This window comes from Pseudomonas sp. QL9 (genome assembly GCF_041409665.1).
Classification (GTDB): domain Bacteria; phylum Pseudomonadota; class Gammaproteobacteria; order Pseudomonadales; family Pseudomonadaceae; genus Pseudomonas; species Pseudomonas knackmussii.
On the sequence record NZ_CP166971.1, the window covers coordinates 3000271 to 3016179 of the forward strand.

The following is a 15909-nucleotide window of genomic DNA, read 5'->3' on the forward strand; positions in this document are numbered from 1 at the left end:
GATCAGCCGCCTCGCGGGTAGTCGAGCAGCTGCTGGCGATACTCGTCGCCGAATTGTTCGAGGGAGCTGCGCACCACCGTGACGGCGCCGTCCACCAGCGCGCAGCGGCCGCTGCCGGGGAGCAGCTCGCAGAGGCTTTCCAGGGCGCGCAGGTCCTTGGTCACGCCGCTGCCGGTGTCGATGCGGCGCAGCAGGCGCGAGAGCTGGTAGGTGCCGGTCTTGCACGGCGGGCACTGGCCGCAGGAGCCGGCGGCGAAGAAGTCGACGTACTCGGCGACCTTGCGCACGATGCTGGTGCCGGCGGAAATCACGATCATCGCCCCGGTGCCGAGGCTGGAGTGGCGGTCGCGCAGGCTGTCAAAGTCGAGCGCCACGTCGAGGTTGGCGGCGGTCAGCAGGGTGTTCGACGGGCCGCCGGTGAACACTGCCTTGAAGGGCCGGTCGAGGAGCATGCCGCCGCCCTGGCCGAACACCAGTTCGCGCAGGCTGATGCCCATGGGCAGTTCGTAGAGGCCCGGGCGCAGCACGTCGCCGGACAGCGAATAGAGCTTGCTGCCATGCGCCTGGCCGCGGCCGAGGGCGGCGTACCAGTGGGCGCCGTTGCGCAGGATGTGCGGGACGTTGGCCAGGGTCTCGACGTTGTTGACCAGCGTCGGCCGCCCGTCCACGCCCTGTTCGGCCGGATAGGGCGGCTTGCTGCGGGGGAAGGGGAAGCCGCCTTCGATGCTGGCGATCACCGCCGTTTCCTCGCCGCCGATGTAGAGCCCGGAGCTCTCCACTACGCGCAGCTCAAGTGGGCGACCGAGGACGCCACACAGCTCGCTCCACAGGGCGTGCTGGCGCCATTGCTGGGCGGCTTCGCGCAGGCTGGCCAGCGATGCCGTCTGGTGCGGGTTCACGTACAGCCGAACCTGATTGGCGCCGACTGCGAGTGCGGCGATCAGTGCGCCTTCGATGACCTGGTGCGGGCTGCGTTCCAGCAGCACGCGGTCCTTGAAGGTGCCGGGCTCGTCCTCGTTGCCGTTGCAGAGCACGTACTTGTCTTGCCCGCCGGGTTGTTCGGCGACAGCCGCCCATTTGCGCCAGGTCGGGAAGCCGGCGCCGCCCATGCCGCGCAGGTCGGCTTGGCGCAGTAGTGGGATGATCGCCGCAGGATCGCTGAGGGCGCGTCGTAGTCCCAGACCGCCGTTGCCGTCGAGCCAGGCATTGAGGTCGGCGCCGACCTGCGAGGAGGGGGCGAGCAGGACTGGGGTGAACTCGCTCATGGCGCAGTCTCCGGGTTGCCGGGCAGGGCCGCGTGACGCTGGCCGGTCGCGGTGCCGCGCAGGCTGGCGTCGGCGCGCAGGTCGAAGTTGCCGTAGGGCGGGAACAGCAGGGGGCCGCGCACGTCCACCGGCAAGCCGGCGAGGGTCAGCTGGCGCTGCCAGTCGTAGAGGTGGAACAGCCCGACCTTGGGCGCCGGTTTGCTCTCTGCGGTGCTTGCCGCATGGGCGCCAGCGCGGCGGCCGAAGGTGATGATCTCCAGCAGGGCGTTGCCCATCATGCGGTTGCGCCCGTGGATGCCGCCGCTGACCTCGCCGGCGCAATACAGACCGGGCACCGTGGTGGCGCCGTACTCGTCGATCACCACGCCGCCGTTCTGGTAGTGCAGCGTCGGGCGCACCAGCAGGGGTTCGCGGGTGGGGTTGATGTTGCTGCGCGCGGCCAGGTGGCAGAGGCTCACCAGGCGCTGGCGCAGCAGGCCGGGGAAGCGTCGCTCCAGGCCCGGGGTGTCGAGGAACACGCCAGTCAAACCGTCGCGCTCGATGCCGCGGCCTTCGGCGCATTCGCGGAGGATGGCGGCGGCCACCACGTCGCGCGGCTGCAGCTCGTCGATGAAGCGCTGGCCCTCGCCGTTGACCAGCCAGGCGCCGGCGGAGCGCGCTGCCTCGGAGATCAGCCCGCCGAGCAGGTGCGACGGCCAGGCGAGGCCGGTGGGGTGGTACTGAAAGGAGTCCAGCTCGCGCAGCCGGGCGCCGATGCGGTAGGCCAGCACCAGGCCGTCGGCGGTGGCGCCGTAGTGGTTGGAGGTGGGGAAGTCGTTCAGGTGCAGCCGCCCGGCGCCGCCGGTGGCGAGGATCACCCGGCTGGCGCGGACCAGGATGAAGCCGTGCCGTTCCAGGTTGTAGAGCACCGCGCCGACGCATTGGCCGTTCTCGTCGGACAGCAGCTCGACCAGCGGGCAGCGGTTCCACAGGGTGATGCGCGGTTCGAGCTCCACCGCCTCGCGCAGCACGCGCATCATTTCCAGGCCGGTGTAGTCGCGGTACGAGAGGATGCGCGCGCGGCTGGCGCCGCCGGGCTTCTTGCGCAGCAGCTTGCCGCCCATGGGGCCGCCTTCGGCGAGGTCGAAGAGCATGCCCTGGGAAATCAGCCAGCGAATGGTTTCCGGGCCCGATTCGGCCAGGCGTGCCACCAGGGTGCGGTCGGCGCAGAAGTGGCCGGTGCGCAGGGTGTCCTCGAAATGCTGCTGGAGGCTGTCGTCGTCACCGACAGCGGCCTGGATGCCGCCTTCGGCCATCACCGTGTTGCTGTCGCCGGAGCGCAGTTTGGTCGCCAGCAGCACGCGAACGCCCTGTTCCGCGGCGGTGATGGCGGCCGCGCAACCGGCACCGCCGGCGCCGATCACCAGGACATCGGTGTTGACCACCGGGGCGCCGGCGAGGTCGGCGTCGTCCACCTGGCTGTTGCTCTGCAGCAGGCGCGCCAGGGCCAGCGGGCACTGCTCGCCACGGTTGGCGCCGATGGCCAGGGGTACGCGGCTGCCGGGGCGGTAGTCGGGGTGGTGGGCGTCGAGCAGGCCCTGCTTGTCGGCCAGCGCCGGTGGCTCGCCGCAATCGCTCTGGCGCAGCGCGTCGAGTGCCTGGAGGTAGGGAATGCCTTGGTCCATTTCAGTTCACCTCCGCGTCGGGGTCGACGCGTTGCTCGCCGTTGCCGATCTGCCAGAGACGCTGCATCAGGTCCGAGGGGCGGAACGCCACCGCCGCGCTCAGGCGGCGAACGTAGAGCCCCAGGTGGTTGGGCGAGATGTGCTCGGGGCAGGCGATGGTGCAGAGGTTGCACATGATGCACTCGTCGAATACCCAGGCCGCCGAGAGGTCGCCGGCCGCCGCGAGGTTCACGCCCTTCTGCACCTCCAGGTGCTTCGGGCAGGCGCGGTCGCAACCGCCGCAGTGGCGGCAGTGGCTGGCTTCGGGGAAGGTCGCGTGCAGGCGTTCCTGGATGCTCCAGGTTTCCTGCCAGTCGGCGGGGCTGTAGGGGTGGTGGCGCGCGGAGGGCTGGTGGTCGAGGAAGCTGACCTGCATGCCGTCTTCGACCTGGGTTTCACAGGCCAGCGCGGTAGTGACCTCGGCCGAGCCGGCGCGGCGCAGCAGCACGCGGCACGAGCCGCAGACGCCCTGGCCCATGCAGCCGACGCCATCGGTCAGTGCGCGGCCGCCGTCGAGCAGGGCCTGCAGGATCGAGCGGCCCTGGCTGGTGCTGATGGTTTCGCCGTCGATGCTGACGGTCAGCGCGGCTTCCTGATTCATCGAACCCCCGTTTGGCACAGTGGGAGGGCTGCCCTGGGGCAGCGGGATGAAGAGCGTGGGCGCTTGTCGGCGGCCTTGTCCTGATCTGGCTCAAGGCATCTCGGATTTGCCCCCTGTGCGGGGCGCGCAGCCCCACGGATTGCCCGTGAGGCTGTCAGTCAGGTCTGATTTTCGCGTCAGGCCTGTGCCTTTGCCTCCGGCAGGAACCAGTTCAGCAGCAGGGCGCAGATGCCGCCAGTGGCGACACCGGACTCCAGCACGTTGCGCAGGGCGGCCGGCATGTGCGCGAGGAACTCCGGCACCTGCGACACGCCCAGGCCGAGGGCCAGGCTGACGGCGATGATCAGCAGCGCGCGACGGTCGAGCTGGATGCCGGCGAGGATGTTGATGCCCGAGGCTGCGACCGCGCCGAACATCACCATGGCCGCGCCGCCGAGCACCGGCTCGGGCACCGCCTGGATGATCCCGGCGACGCTGGGGAAGAGGCCGAGGACGATCAGCATCGCGGCGATCCACAGGCCGATGTGGCGGCTGGCCACGCCGGTCAGCTGGATCACGCCGTTGTTCTGCGCGAAGACCGAGCTGGGGAAGGTGTTGAACACCCCGGCCAGCAGCGAGTTGGCGCCGTTCACCAGCACCCCGCCCTTGATCCGCTGCATCCACAGCGGGCCTTCCACCGGCTGCTTCGACACCTTGCTGGTGGCGGTGACGTCGCCGATGGCTTCCAGCGAGGTGACCAGGTAGATCACCAGCATCGGGATGAACAGGCTCCAGGAGAAGCTCAGGCCGAAGTGCAGCGGGGTCGGCACCTGGAACAGCGCGGCCTGGTGCATGCCGGTGAAGTCCAGTCGGCCCAGGTAGCCGGCCAGCGCGTAGCCGACGGCCAGGGCGATGACGATGGCGCCGCTGCGCATCCACACCACCGGGATGCGGTTGAGCACGACGATGATCGCCAGCACGCTGCCCGACAGCAGCAGGTTCTCGCCGTTGGCGAAGGTGCCGTTGCTCATCGCCGAGAAGCCGCCGCCCATGCTGATCAGGCCGACCTTGATCAGGGTCAGGCCGATCATCAGCACGACGATGCCGGTCACCAGCGGGGTGATCAGGCGTTTCACGAACGGCAGGATTCGCGACACGCCCATCTCGATGAACGAACCGGCCATGACCACGCCGAAGATCGCCGCCATCACCTGCTCGACCGGCGTGCCCTGCTTGACCATCAGCGCGCCGCCGGCAATCAGCGGGCCGACGAAGTTGAAGCTGGTGCCCTGGACGATCAGCAGCCCGGCGCCGAAGGGCCCGAAGCGCTTGCACTGGACGAAGGTGGCGATGCCGGAGATGACCAGCGACATCGACACGATCAGGTTGGTGTCGCGCGGCGACACGCCCAGCGCCTGGCAGATCAGCAGGCCGGGGGTGACGATGGGAACGATGATCGCCAGCAGGTGCTGCAGCGCGGCGAGCAGGGCGACGGGCAGGGCGGGGCGGTCTTCCAGGCCGTAGACCAGGTCGCGCTGGTTCTTGTCGGCGAGGACGGGGGGTTCCTGGGAACTCATGGCGGCAGTCCGAAAAAAAGAGCGGAATCTTACGGGGCTGGGCTTCGATCGGACAGTGGCATAGGACAGGCGTAGGGATTTTCGTAGGAACGAAGGGGCGCCCCGTCCTTGCTCGCGAATGGCGACTCCCGGATGCGCGGGCGTTTCGCTCCTACGGGTTTTCTGGGTGATTCCCCTTCGGGCCAGAGCAAGCGCTGTTCGCGATGAAGCCGGGTCCCGCGTTCGCGGGGATGACGCAGGAGAGTACGAATCTTAATCCCGTCACTCCCGCGAACGCGGGAGTCCAAAAGACAGTTGCTCCTACGCGTTCTCTGGGGGCAAGCGGTCGTTGCGGCAGGGAAAAGAAAAAGCCCGGCATTAGGCCGGGCTTCTTCGTGACGCGGGACGATCAGCCTTCCAGCATCGCCTTGTTGCGCACCGCGCCCTTGTCGGCGCTGGTGGCGAGCAGGGCGTAGGCCTTGAGCGCGGTGGTCACCTTGCGCGCGCGCGGGGCGGCCGGCTTCCAGCCTTTCTTGTCCTGCTCGGCGCGGCGGGCGGCCAGTTCTTCATCGCTCACCAGCAGGTTGATGCTGCGGTTGGGGATGTCGATCAGCACCTTGTCGCCGTCCTTCACCAGGCCGATGGCGCCGCCAGCGGCGGCTTCCGGCGAGGCGTGGCCGATCGACAGGCCCGAGGTGCCGCCGGAGAAGCGGCCGTCGGTGAGCAGGGCGCACGCCTTGCCCAGGCCCTTGGACTTCAGGTAGCTGGTCGGGTACAGCATTTCCTGCATGCCCGGGCCGCCTTTCGGGCCTTCGTAGCGGATGATCACGATGTCGCCGGCCTTCACGTCGTCGGCGAGGATGCCTTTCACGGCGCCGTCCTGGCTCTCGAAGATCTTCGCGGTGCCTTCGAACACGTGGATGGATTCGTCCACGCCGGCGGTCTTCACCACGCAGCCGTCGAGGGCGATGTTGCCGTACAGCACGGCCAGGCCGCCTTCCTGCGAGTACGCGTGCTCGACGCTGCGGATGCAGCCTTCGGCGCGGTCATCGTCCAGGGTGTCCCAGCGGGTGCTCTGGCTGAACGCGACCTGGGTCGGGATGCCTGCGGGGCCGGCCTTGAAGAAGGTGTGGACCTTCTCGTCCTTGGTCTGGGTGATGTCCCACTGGGCGATGGCGTCGGCCATGCTCGGGCTGTGCACGGTGCTCACGTCGGTGTGCAGCAGGCCGCCACGGGCCAGCTCGCCGAGGATGGAGAAGATGCCGCCGGCGCGGTGCACGTCTTCCATGTGGTACTTCTGGATGTTCGGCGCGACCTTGCACAGCTGCGGCACCTTGCGCGACAGGCGATCGATGTCGCGCAGGTCGAAGGCCACTTCCGCCTCCTGGGCGGCGGCCAGCAGGTGCAGGATGGTGTTGGTCGAACCGCCCATGGCGATATCGAGGGTCATGGCGTTCTCGAACGCCTTGAAGTTGGCGATGTTGCGCGGCAGCACGCTGTCGTCGCCTTCGCCGTAGTAGCGCTGGCACAGCTCGACGGCCAGGCGGCCGGCACGCAGGAACAGCTGCTCGCGGTCGGCGTGGGTAGCCAGGGTGGAGCCGTTGCCCGGCAGCGACAGGCCCAGGGCCTCGGTCAGGCAGTTCATCGAGTTGGCGGTGAACATGCCGGAGCAGGAGCCGCAGGTCGGGCAGGCGCTGCGCTCGTACTCGGCGACCTTCTCGTCGGAGCAGGAGTCGTCGGCGGCGACGACCATGGCGTCGACCAGGTCCAGGCCGTGGTTGGCCAGCTTGGTCTTGCCGGCTTCCATCGGGCCGCCGGAGACGAACACCACCGGGATGTTCAGGCGCAGGGCGGCCATCAGCATGCCGGGGGTGATCTTGTCGCAGTTGGAGATGCAGACGATGGCATCGGCGCAGTGGGCGTTGACCATGTACTCCACGGAGTCGGCGATGATCTCGCGCGACGGCAGCGAATACAGCATGCCGTCATGGCCCATGGCGATGCCGTCGTCCACGGCGATGGTGTTGAATTCCTTGGCCACACCGCCGTGCTTCTCGATCTCGCGGGCGACCAGCTGGCCCAGGTCCTTCAGGTGCACGTGGCCGGGCACGAACTGGGTGAAGGAGTTGGCGATGGCGATGATCGGCTTCTTGAAGTCTTCGTCCTTCATCCCGGTGGCGCGCCAGAGGGCGCGGGCGCCGGCCATGTTGCGGCCGTGGGTGGAGGTTTTCGAGCGGTAATCGGGCATGACGGGTTCCTGCGGCTGATCAGGTTCTCGGTGAGAGTCTTATCGTGAGCGTCGTACGAGGCACATGCAAACGGCAGGTGGAGCTGCATGTTCGGAGGGGGCTGCAAGGCGGGGCGGGGTCACCGCCCGCGCGGCCTGGGCTCACGGGCCCGCCGGGGGGTGTTGGCGAGGGATTGCGCGATTCTACGCCGGCCCCGACCGCCAGGGGAAGGCTGGCGGTCGGGAGCGTCGGGCCTTAGCTGTTGGGCAGCAGGCGCACGGTCAGGCTCTTGATGTAGCGGGTTTCCGGGATCGCCGGGTGCACCGGGTGGTCCGGGCCCTGGCCGCCGCGCTCGAGCAGCTGGATGTTGCGGTCCAGGTGGCGGGCGCTGCCGAGCAGGATGTTCTGCAGGTCGTCCTCGGGCAGGTGCATCGAGCAGGAGGCGCTGACCAGGATGCCGTCCTTGTTCAGCAGGCGCATGGCCTGTTCGTTGAGGCGGCGGTAGGCGGCCTCGCCGTTCTTCAGGTCCTTCTTGCGCTTGATGAAGGCGGGCGGGTCGGCGACGACCACATCGAAGCGCTCGTCGGCGGCCTTCAGCTCACGCAGGGCGTCGAATACATCGCCCTCGACGCAGGCGACTTTCTCGGCCAGGCCGTTGAGGGTTGCATTGCGCTCCACGCCGTCCAGGGCGAAGCCCGATGCGTCCACGCACATCACTTCGCTGGCGCCGAAGGCCGCGGCCTGCACACCCCAGCCGCCGATGTAGCTGAACAGGTCGAGGACGCGCTTGCCCTTTACATAGGGCGCCAGGCGTGCGCGGTTCATGCGGTGGTCGTAGAACCAGCCGGTCTTCTGCCCGGCCAGCACCGGTGCCTCGAACTTCACGCCGTTCTCTTCCAGTGGCACCCACTCGGGTACTTCGCCGTAGGCGTTCTCCACGTAACGCTCCAGGCCTTCGGCATCACGCGCGCTGGAGTCGTTCTTCCACAGCACGGCGCTGGGCTTGAGCACCTGCAGCAGCGCGGCGAGGACGTCGTCGCGGTGGCGTTCCATGGTCGCCGAGGCGAGTTGCACTACCAGCACATCGCCGAAGCGGTCGACCACCAGGCCCGGGAGCAGATCGGAGTCGCCGTAGACCAGGCGGTAGAAGGGCTTGTCGAAGAGACGATCGCGCAGGCTCAGGGCGACATTGATGCGGTGAACCAGCAGCGATTTGTCGAGAACGTGCTTGGTATCGCGGGAAACCAGGCGTCCGCAGATCAGGTTGTTCGGGCTCAGCGCCACCACGCCCAGGGGCTTGCCGTTGGCCATCTCGAGGATCGCCTGGTCGCCGGCAGCGAAGGCGTTCAGCGGCGTGGCGTGGACGTCCACCTCGTTGCTGTAGACCCACAGGTGGCCGGCGCGCAGGCGGCGCTCGGCATTGGCTTTCAGACGCAAGCTGGGCAGGGTCATGGCGGTGCTCCGGGAAAAAGAGCGAGATTATACCCAAGCCCCGGCGCAGCGCCGAGCCGTGCCGGCTGCGCGAGCCCCGCCGTCGGGCGGCTTTAGGCCGATGGGTAAAGTTACCTAGGGCGCGGTCGATAAAGTAATGTCAGAACGCCTGCTGCAGAGCCCTCGACTGTGGGTAAACTGTGCGCCCCGTCAACTTTTCCCAAGCCGCCCTCATGGCCCAAGAACTCACCGCCGAACAGATTCGTCAGGCCCTTCAGGGCATCAGCGTACCGCCGCAACCGCAGATCATGGTCGATCTGCAGATGGAGCAGTTCCTGCCCAATCCGGACTTGGCGACCATCGCCAAGCTGATCAGCCAGGACCCGGGGCTCTCGGGCGCGCTGCTCAAGCTGGTCAATTCGCCGTTCTTCGGCCTGGCCAACCGCATCACCTCGATCCAGCGCGCGGTCAACCTGCTGGGCAGCCGCTCGGTGATCAACCTGATCAACGCGCAGTCGATCAAGGGCGAGATGACCGACGACACCATCGTCATCCTCAACCGCTTCTGGGACACCGCGCAGGACGTGGCCATGAGCTGCCTGACCCTGGCCAAGCGCATCGGTTACGAGGCGGTGGACGAGGCCTATGCCCTGGGCCTGTTCCACAACTGTGGCATCCCGCTGATGCTCAAGCGCTTCCCGCACTACATGGCGGTGCTCGAAGAAGCCTACGCCAGTGCCAGCGACGAACGCCGCGTGGTGGACACCGAGAACCGCGTGCTGAACACCAACCACGCGGTGGTGGGCTACTTCACCGCGCGCTCCTGGCGCCTGCCGGAGCACGTCTGCGAGGCCATCGCCAACCATCACAACGCGCTGTCGATCTTCAGCGACGAGAGTTGCCGCAACACCCAACTGAAGAACCTGTTGGCGATCCTCAAGATGGCCGAGCACATCTGCGGCTCCTACCGCGTGCTGGGTAATCAGCCGGAGGATCACGAGTGGGAGAGCGTGCGCAGCGTGGTGCTGGATTACGTGGGGCTGACCGAGTACGAATTCGAGAACCTCAAGTCGAGCATCCTCGAGCTGGGTGTGGGGCAGGGGAGCTACTGAGAGCCTTCGCGAGCAAGCTCGCTCCTACAGGTACAGCGTGTATCCGCTCTTCGTAGGATCGAGCTTGCTCGCGAGCCTCGCCACAGCGAACCGCAGCAGAAACGACAAAGCCGGGCAATCCAGGCCGTGTGAAAACACGCTGTGAGCAAGGCAAAACAAACGCCCCGACTGGTTCGGGGCGTTTGTTTTTTTGGAGGGATCAGCCCATCAACTCGATCAGGCGACGCGCGCCGAGTACCTGAATCGCGCGTTTGAGGTTGTAGGCCTGCACGGCCAGGGCCATTTCCGTACTGGCGCCCGCTAACTGCCGCAGCAGGAAGCGGCCGTTGCCGAATATCCACTGTTTCAGGTTACCGAAGGGGTGTTCGACGATCGCCCGGCGCTTGGCCATCATCTCCGGCCGGGCCTTCAGGCGTTGCTGCATGCGCTCGAACGCTGATTCATGGGCATGACGGCTGAGATGACGACGCTGGCTATTCGTGCAGCGCGCCTTCAAAGGGCAAGCACGGCAGTCGCCGGCGATCGCATAAATCCTCTCTGTGCCTCGTACCTGTTTGAGCGGGAGCCACTGGCCTGCCGGGCACTGATAGCGGTCATGCTCCGCGTCGTAGGTAAAGGCGCTTCGGTCGAACAGCGCCGTGCCGTTGCCATGATTGTTAACGCCACGGTTCGGCGGTACATACGCCGTGATGCCTGCATCCTCGCACGCCTGGAATTGCTCGCCATTGGAGTAGCCGGCGTCCGCCGTGACCGTCAGTTGCGCCTGTTCCAGCACGGCTTGAGCGGCTTCCGCCATCGGCTGCAACTGGCGAGTGTCATTGCCATCCTGGGTCACCTCGTGGTGCAGCACCAAGCAATGCTTGTCATCGACGGCACTTTGCACGTTGTAGGCGACCCGTGCGCCCTGGTGAGTTCGCATCAACAGGGCATCGGCCTCGCCGATCACGAATTGCTCGAGCCCCTGGGCCTGCATCAGTACCTGGCAGGTCAGGTTGTCCGCGTGTTGAGCCTGCAACTGCTCCAGCGCAGTCTTCACGGCACTCCGGTCGACCCCATCGCCCGCTTCGGCGCGGTCGGCCTCATCCAGGTCGCTCAGATAGCGGGCTATCTCGGCCTCCAGCTTGGCTTGCTGACGCTTGAGCCGCGCCAGGCTCAGGTGCTTGCGCCGTGAAGCCACCGCCTGGAATTTGCTGCCATCGATGGCCACCAACTGACCACCGAGCAACCCGACCTGGCGGCAGAACTGCACGAAAGCACGACAGGTCGCCTGAAACGCCGAACCATTGTCTTTGCGGAAGTCGGCAATGGTCTTGAAGTCCGGCGACAGGCGACCCAGCAGCCACATCACTTCGACATTGCGCTGGCATTCGGCTTCCAGTCGGCGCGAGGAGCGAATTCGCTGGAAGTAGCCATACAGGTACAGCTTGAGCAAGTCGGCCGGATCATAGGCCGGGCGCCCCGTCCGGCTCGCCTGCGCCTTGCTGAAGCCCAGCCGCTGCAAATCCAACCGCGCCACGTAGGCCTCGATCACGCGGACCAGATGTTCTTCGGGAACCAACTCATCCAGCGACACTGGAAACAAGCTGCCCTGATCACGCCCTTCACCGCGGATATAGCCCATGAACGACAATGCCCGTATCGATCGATACGGGCATTGTCTTTGGCTTGTGCTCAGACGGCTAGGTTTTCACACAGTCTGAATCGCCCGGCTTTTTCACATCCGCGTATCGGCTCAGTCGAGCATGTCGCTGAAGCGCGCGTCCTTCTTGTACACCAGCGGCTGGGCGAAGCCCGGGACCTTCAGGCTTTCGGCAGTGATCTGGATGGCGTTGTCGTCGATCATGTCGTGACCGAAGTTGTAGATGATGTCGAAGCGGCCCTGCAGCGCCTGCTCTTCGTAGTGCTGGGCGTTGGCACGGGTTTCGTCGCGGCGCGCCAGGTAGGCATCGAACGCGGCCTGGCCGTAGCGCTTGCGCAGCATCTTCTCGGCGACTTTCGGCGCCAGGAGCACGCCGGTGGCGTTGTTGCCGCCGAAGCCCTTGGAATTGATGAAGCAGACTTCCAGGTCGTCGCGGCGGCGGTCCTTGTTGGACAGCGCGATGCGGTCCTTGTGAACGTCGTCGGCGAAGCGCTCCACGGTCTTGATGCCCGGCAGGATGCCGTAGTGGAAGGTGCCCAGGGCGGAGATCAGCTGGTCGGCGCTGGCGGTGGCCAGGGAGTGGCCGACGAAGGCTTTTGCCGCGGCGACAGGCCAGTCGGCGATGTCGAAGGCCTTGGCCACGCGGTCGAGGATTTCCGACTCGGTGACGCGGTTGGCCGGGGTGCTGGAGCCGTGGGCGTGGACGAAGCTGTGCTGGCGTACGCTGTCTTCGCCGACGATCTGCGCGGCGGCGGCCACGGCCTTGGCCATGGTCAGGTAGTTGCCCGGGCCGGGTGCGGAAATGGATTTCTTGAAGCCGTCGGCATTGGTGAAGACGTCGGTCACTGCGCCGTGGATGTCGGCGCCCAGCTCCAGGGCCAGGGCGTCGTCCATCAGCACCACGTATTGGCTCGACTCGGCCAGGGTAAAGCCGCAGTTCTCGCCGAACGGGCGGCTGGCGCGGCGGAAGTCGACTTCCTCGCCCTCGCTACCGAGGTTGCGCAGGCCTTCTTCGGTGGCCAGCGCGCTCATGGCGGCGTAGCCCTCGACGATCTCCGGAGTGATCGGCGCTTCGCTGTTGCCGACCACGACCACGCGTGCCTGGCCCGAGGTGATCACCTCGATGCCTTTCTGCAGGTTGTAGAGGAAGGTCGCGCAGGCGCCGGTGACGCTGCCGGTCAGACCGACACTGCCCAGTACGTAGGCATTGATGAAGTCGGTGGGCATGCTGTTGAAGCCCAGCGGCAGCTGCTTGGCGCTGACGCGGTGGCCCTTCAGGCGCGACTGCAGCAGGCCGCCGAAGCCGTTCTCGTCGAGCTGGCTCATGATGCTGCTGGAGAACACCGCGATCTCGTCGGGCTGTACGCGGTCGACGATGCGCTTCCAGTCGATGCCGATCGAGCGGATCGCATCGGTGGCGCCGACCACGGCCATCTGCAGGCCACGCGGGTGGAAGCGCGAAGCGTACAGCTCGCCCGGTTCGAAGCCGGTGGGCAGTTGGCCGGCGGACTTCACCGGCATCTCGCGGTAGCTGTCGACCTTAAATTCGCAGCTGTCGTGCAGGGTCACGCGGACCTGGTTGTCGGCCAGTTCTTCCACCGACCAATTGGCCGGCAGCGGCTCGGGCAGTTGCTTGCGCGCGGTAGTGAAGCTCAGCGGCGCGGCGGCGTCGGCCTCGACGGTGAGGCTCTTGTGCCAGTGCGCGGCGTCGACATCGAAGTATTGCTTCTCGATGCGACGTATCAGGGTGGAGGCGAGGATCTGCGCACCGTGGCGCTGCTCGATGGCGGCCAGGTCGAGGTTGCTGCCGTCGGCGATGTCGCGGTAGTGACCGCCCTCGAACTTGACCAGTTTCATCATCACCGCCAGACCGGCGAGGGTCTGCTGGCGCGCGGCGGCGTCCAGCGATTCGAGGACGGTACGGCGGAAGGCGTGGTGGAACGAACTGCGACCCGCGGCGTTATAGCCACCAAAACCAACGATGACCGGTAGTCGAGACATCACTCGGGAACTCCTTCATTAAGTCCGTCCTGTGCGGGACCTCGATGACGCGGCGGGCGCTGTGCGCAAGGCTGGGCGGCGGCATCGCGGGCCAGGGCTGGAGCCCTTTGGCGGCACTGTGATTTGGAATGCTTAAGGTGACGTGAATGATGACTGCCGAGTCACGCCTTTGGCCAGGGATTGCCGGCGAAAGGCGACGAACCTGCATGAAGGAGGAGGGGACAGGGAGTGAGCCCGGAAGCCGGGCGGCTTCCGGGGGGGGGGGGGAGCAGAGAACTGCCGGGGGAGGATCAGCGGTATTCGATACCGGCTTTCTTGGTGCTGACGCGAGTGCCGGACTTGCCCTGGGTGATCGCAACGATGTTTTCCAGCGAGCCGATCACCGCATCCTTGCCGGTGGCAATGGCGAATTCCATGGCGGCCTGGACTTTCGGACCCATGGAGCCGGCGGCGAAGCCAAGGCGTACCAGTTCGTCCGGGTGGGCCTGGGCGATGGCTTTCTGGGTCGGTTTGCCCCAGTCGACGTAGGCCGCATCCACGTCGGTGGCGATGATCAGCACATCGGCATCCAGTTCCTGGGCCAGCAGCGAGGAACACAGATCCTTGTCGATCACCGCTTCGACGCCGGAGAGCTTCTTGCCGGACTCGTCATACATGGTCGGGATGCCACCACCGCCGGCGCAGATGACGATGGTGCCTTTCTCCAGCAGCCATTTCACCGGGCGGATCTCGAAGATGCGCTTCGGACGGGGGCTAGCCACTACGCGGCGGAACTTGTCACCGTCCGGGGCGATGCTCCAGCCCTTTTCCTTGGCCAGGGCTTCGGCTTCCGCTTTCGAGTAGACCGGGCCGATCGGCTTGGTCGGGTGCTGGAAGGCCGGGTCCTTGGCGTCCACTTCGACCTGGGTAAGGATGGTGGCGAAGGGCTGTTCGAAGGGCAGCAGGTTGCCCATTTCCTGTTCGATCATGTAGCCGATCATGCCTTCGGTCTCGGCGCCGAGAACGTCCAGCGGGTAAGTCGGGACCTTTTCGTAGGCGGCGCCCTGGAGGGCCAGTAGGCCGACCTGCGGGCCGTTGCCGTGGGCGATCACCAGCTCGTTGCCGGGTGCCACTTTCGAGATCTGTTCGGCGGCGATCCGCACGTTTTCGCGTTGGTTTTCCGCGGTCATGGGCTCGCCACGACGCAGCAGGGCGTTACCGCCCAATGCGACGACGATTCGCATAATTCATCTCCCTCAAGAAAGGATTTCCACGCCTCCCGGGGCGATGCCCCGGGAGGAAAGCCGGATCAGACGTCGGCCAGGGTGGAGACGAGGATCGCCTTGATGGTGTGCATGCGGTTTTCCGCTTGCTCGAAGGCGATGTTGTAGGGGGATTCGAAGACGTCCTCGGTGACCTCGATGCCGTTCTTCAGGTTCGGATACTGCTCGGCGATCTGCTTGCCGACCTTGGTTTCGCTGTTGTGGAAGGCGGGCAGGCAGTGCATGAACTTCACGCGCGGGTTGCCGGCGGCCTTCATGATGTCGAGGTTGACCTGGTAGGGCAGCAGTTCCTTGATGCGCTCGCCCCAGGCTTCCACCGGCTCGCCCATGGACACCCAGACGTCGGTGTGGACGAAGTCCACGCCTTTCACGGCAGCCTTGGCATCTTCGGTGAGGGTGATTCGCGCGCCGCTTTCCTCGGCGAACTTCTTGCACTGGGCGACGAAGTCATCGTGCGGCCACAGGGCCTTCGGTGCGGCGATGCGCACGTCCATGCCTAGCTTGGCGCCGACCAGCAGCAGCGAGTTGCCCATGTTGTTGCGGGCGTCACCCAGGTAGGCGTAGGCGATGTCGTGCAGCGGCTTGTCGCTGTGCTCGCGCATGGTCAGTACGTCGGCGAGCATCTGGGTCGGGTGGTATTCGTCGGTCAGGCCGTTGAACACCGGCACGCCGGCATACTTGGCCAGCTCCTCGACAATCTCCTGCTTGAAGCCGCGGTACTCGATGGCGTCGTACATGCGGCCGAGCACCCGGGCGGTGTCCTTCATGCTCTCCTTGTGGCCGATCTGCGAGGAGTTCGGGTCGATGTAGGTGACGTTGGCGCCCTGGTCATAGGCGGCCACTTCGAAGGCGCAGCGGGTACGGGTGGAGGTTTTCTCGAAGATCAGCGCGATGTTCTTGCGCTTGAGGTGCTGTTGCTCGGTGCCGGTGTACTTGGCTCGTTTCAGGTCGCGGGACAGATCGAGCAGGTAGCGCAACTCGCGAGTGCTGTGGTGCATCAGGCTGAGTAGGTTGCGGTTGTGCATGTTGAAAGCCATGTTCTTTCTCCTTGTGGGATGGAGTCTCGGCCTCGTCAGTACAGCTTATGGCTGGCGGGGCGGCGGCCCGGATGTGGGGGCCGCCTGGTTGTCTT

11 protein-coding genes are annotated in these 15909 nt (G+C 66.3%); 1 reads left to right on the forward strand and 10 read right to left on the reverse strand.

All coding sequences use genetic code 11. The features are described from left to right. Positions 1-2 precede the first annotated feature (2 nt). The 6 genes from ACA097_RS14180 to ACA097_RS14205 all read right to left on the reverse strand — a co-directional run bounded on the left by ACA097_RS14180 (position 3) and on the right by ACA097_RS14205 (position 8784). Positions 3-1265 (reverse strand): NADH-quinone oxidoreductase subunit F, encoded by a 1263-nt coding sequence (locus ACA097_RS14180; protein WP_371370460.1) that lies wholly within the window; start codon positions 1263-1265, stop codon positions 3-5. Beyond that, positions 1262-2929 carry an FAD-binding protein gene (locus ACA097_RS14185; protein WP_371370461.1) on the reverse strand — a complete coding sequence of 556 codons (1668 nt, stop codon included), beginning with the start codon at positions 2927-2929 and terminating at the stop codon, positions 1262-1264. The genes ACA097_RS14180 and ACA097_RS14185 overlap by 4 nt, the downstream gene beginning before the upstream one ends. Before the next feature lies 1 nt (position 2930). After that, entirely contained in the window at positions 2931-3569 is a 639-nt protein-coding gene (locus tag ACA097_RS14190; protein ID WP_371370462.1) for a 4Fe-4S dicluster domain-containing protein, read from the reverse strand. Between the two features lie 176 nt (positions 3570-3745). Then, positions 3746-5125 (reverse strand): nucleobase:cation symporter-2 family protein, encoded by a 1380-nt coding sequence (locus ACA097_RS14195; RefSeq protein ID WP_371370463.1) that lies wholly within the window; start codon positions 5123-5125, stop codon positions 3746-3748. 388 nt (positions 5126-5513) lie between these two features. Continuing rightward, the gene (ilvD, locus tag ACA097_RS14200) at positions 5514-7352 is read right to left on the reverse strand and encodes a dihydroxy-acid dehydratase (protein WP_371370464.1); all 1839 of its coding nucleotides are present in this window, start codon (positions 7350-7352) and stop codon (positions 5514-5516) included. Between the two features lie 235 nt (positions 7353-7587). After that, positions 7588-8784: a class I SAM-dependent rRNA methyltransferase gene (locus ACA097_RS14205; RefSeq protein ID WP_371370466.1), complete on the reverse strand. Its 1197-nt coding sequence runs from the start codon at positions 8782-8784 to the stop codon at positions 7588-7590. 212 nt (positions 8785-8996) lie between these two features. Here ACA097_RS14205 and ACA097_RS14210 point away from each other — a divergent pair, with 212 nt between their 5' ends. Beyond that, positions 8997-9875, forward strand: a complete 879-nt coding sequence (locus tag ACA097_RS14210; protein ID WP_043256215.1) for an HDOD domain-containing protein — start codon at positions 8997-8999, stop codon at positions 9873-9875. 199 nt (positions 9876-10074) lie between these two features. On the opposite strand, the gene ACA097_RS14215 is transcribed toward ACA097_RS14210, so the two are convergent. From ACA097_RS14215 to ACA097_RS14230, 4 genes are all read right to left on the reverse strand, one after another. Continuing rightward, entirely contained in the window at positions 10075-11496 is a 1422-nt protein-coding gene (locus tag ACA097_RS14215) for an IS1182 family transposase (protein WP_371368433.1), read from the reverse strand. Between the two features lie 111 nt (positions 11497-11607). Next, complete coding sequence (locus ACA097_RS14220) at positions 11608-13515, reverse strand: beta-ketoacyl synthase (RefSeq protein WP_043256214.1); 1908 nt, start codon at positions 13513-13515, stop codon at positions 11608-11610. A gap of 290 nt (positions 13516-13805) precedes the next feature. Continuing rightward, positions 13806-14738, reverse strand: a complete 933-nt coding sequence (gene arcC, locus ACA097_RS14225) for a carbamate kinase (RefSeq protein WP_371364030.1) — start codon at positions 14736-14738, stop codon at positions 13806-13808. Positions 14739-14803: 65 nt separating this feature from the next. After that, entirely contained in the window at positions 14804-15814 is a 1011-nt protein-coding gene (locus ACA097_RS14230) for an ornithine carbamoyltransferase (RefSeq protein WP_043256211.1), read from the reverse strand. Positions 15815-15909 lie beyond the last annotated feature (95 nt).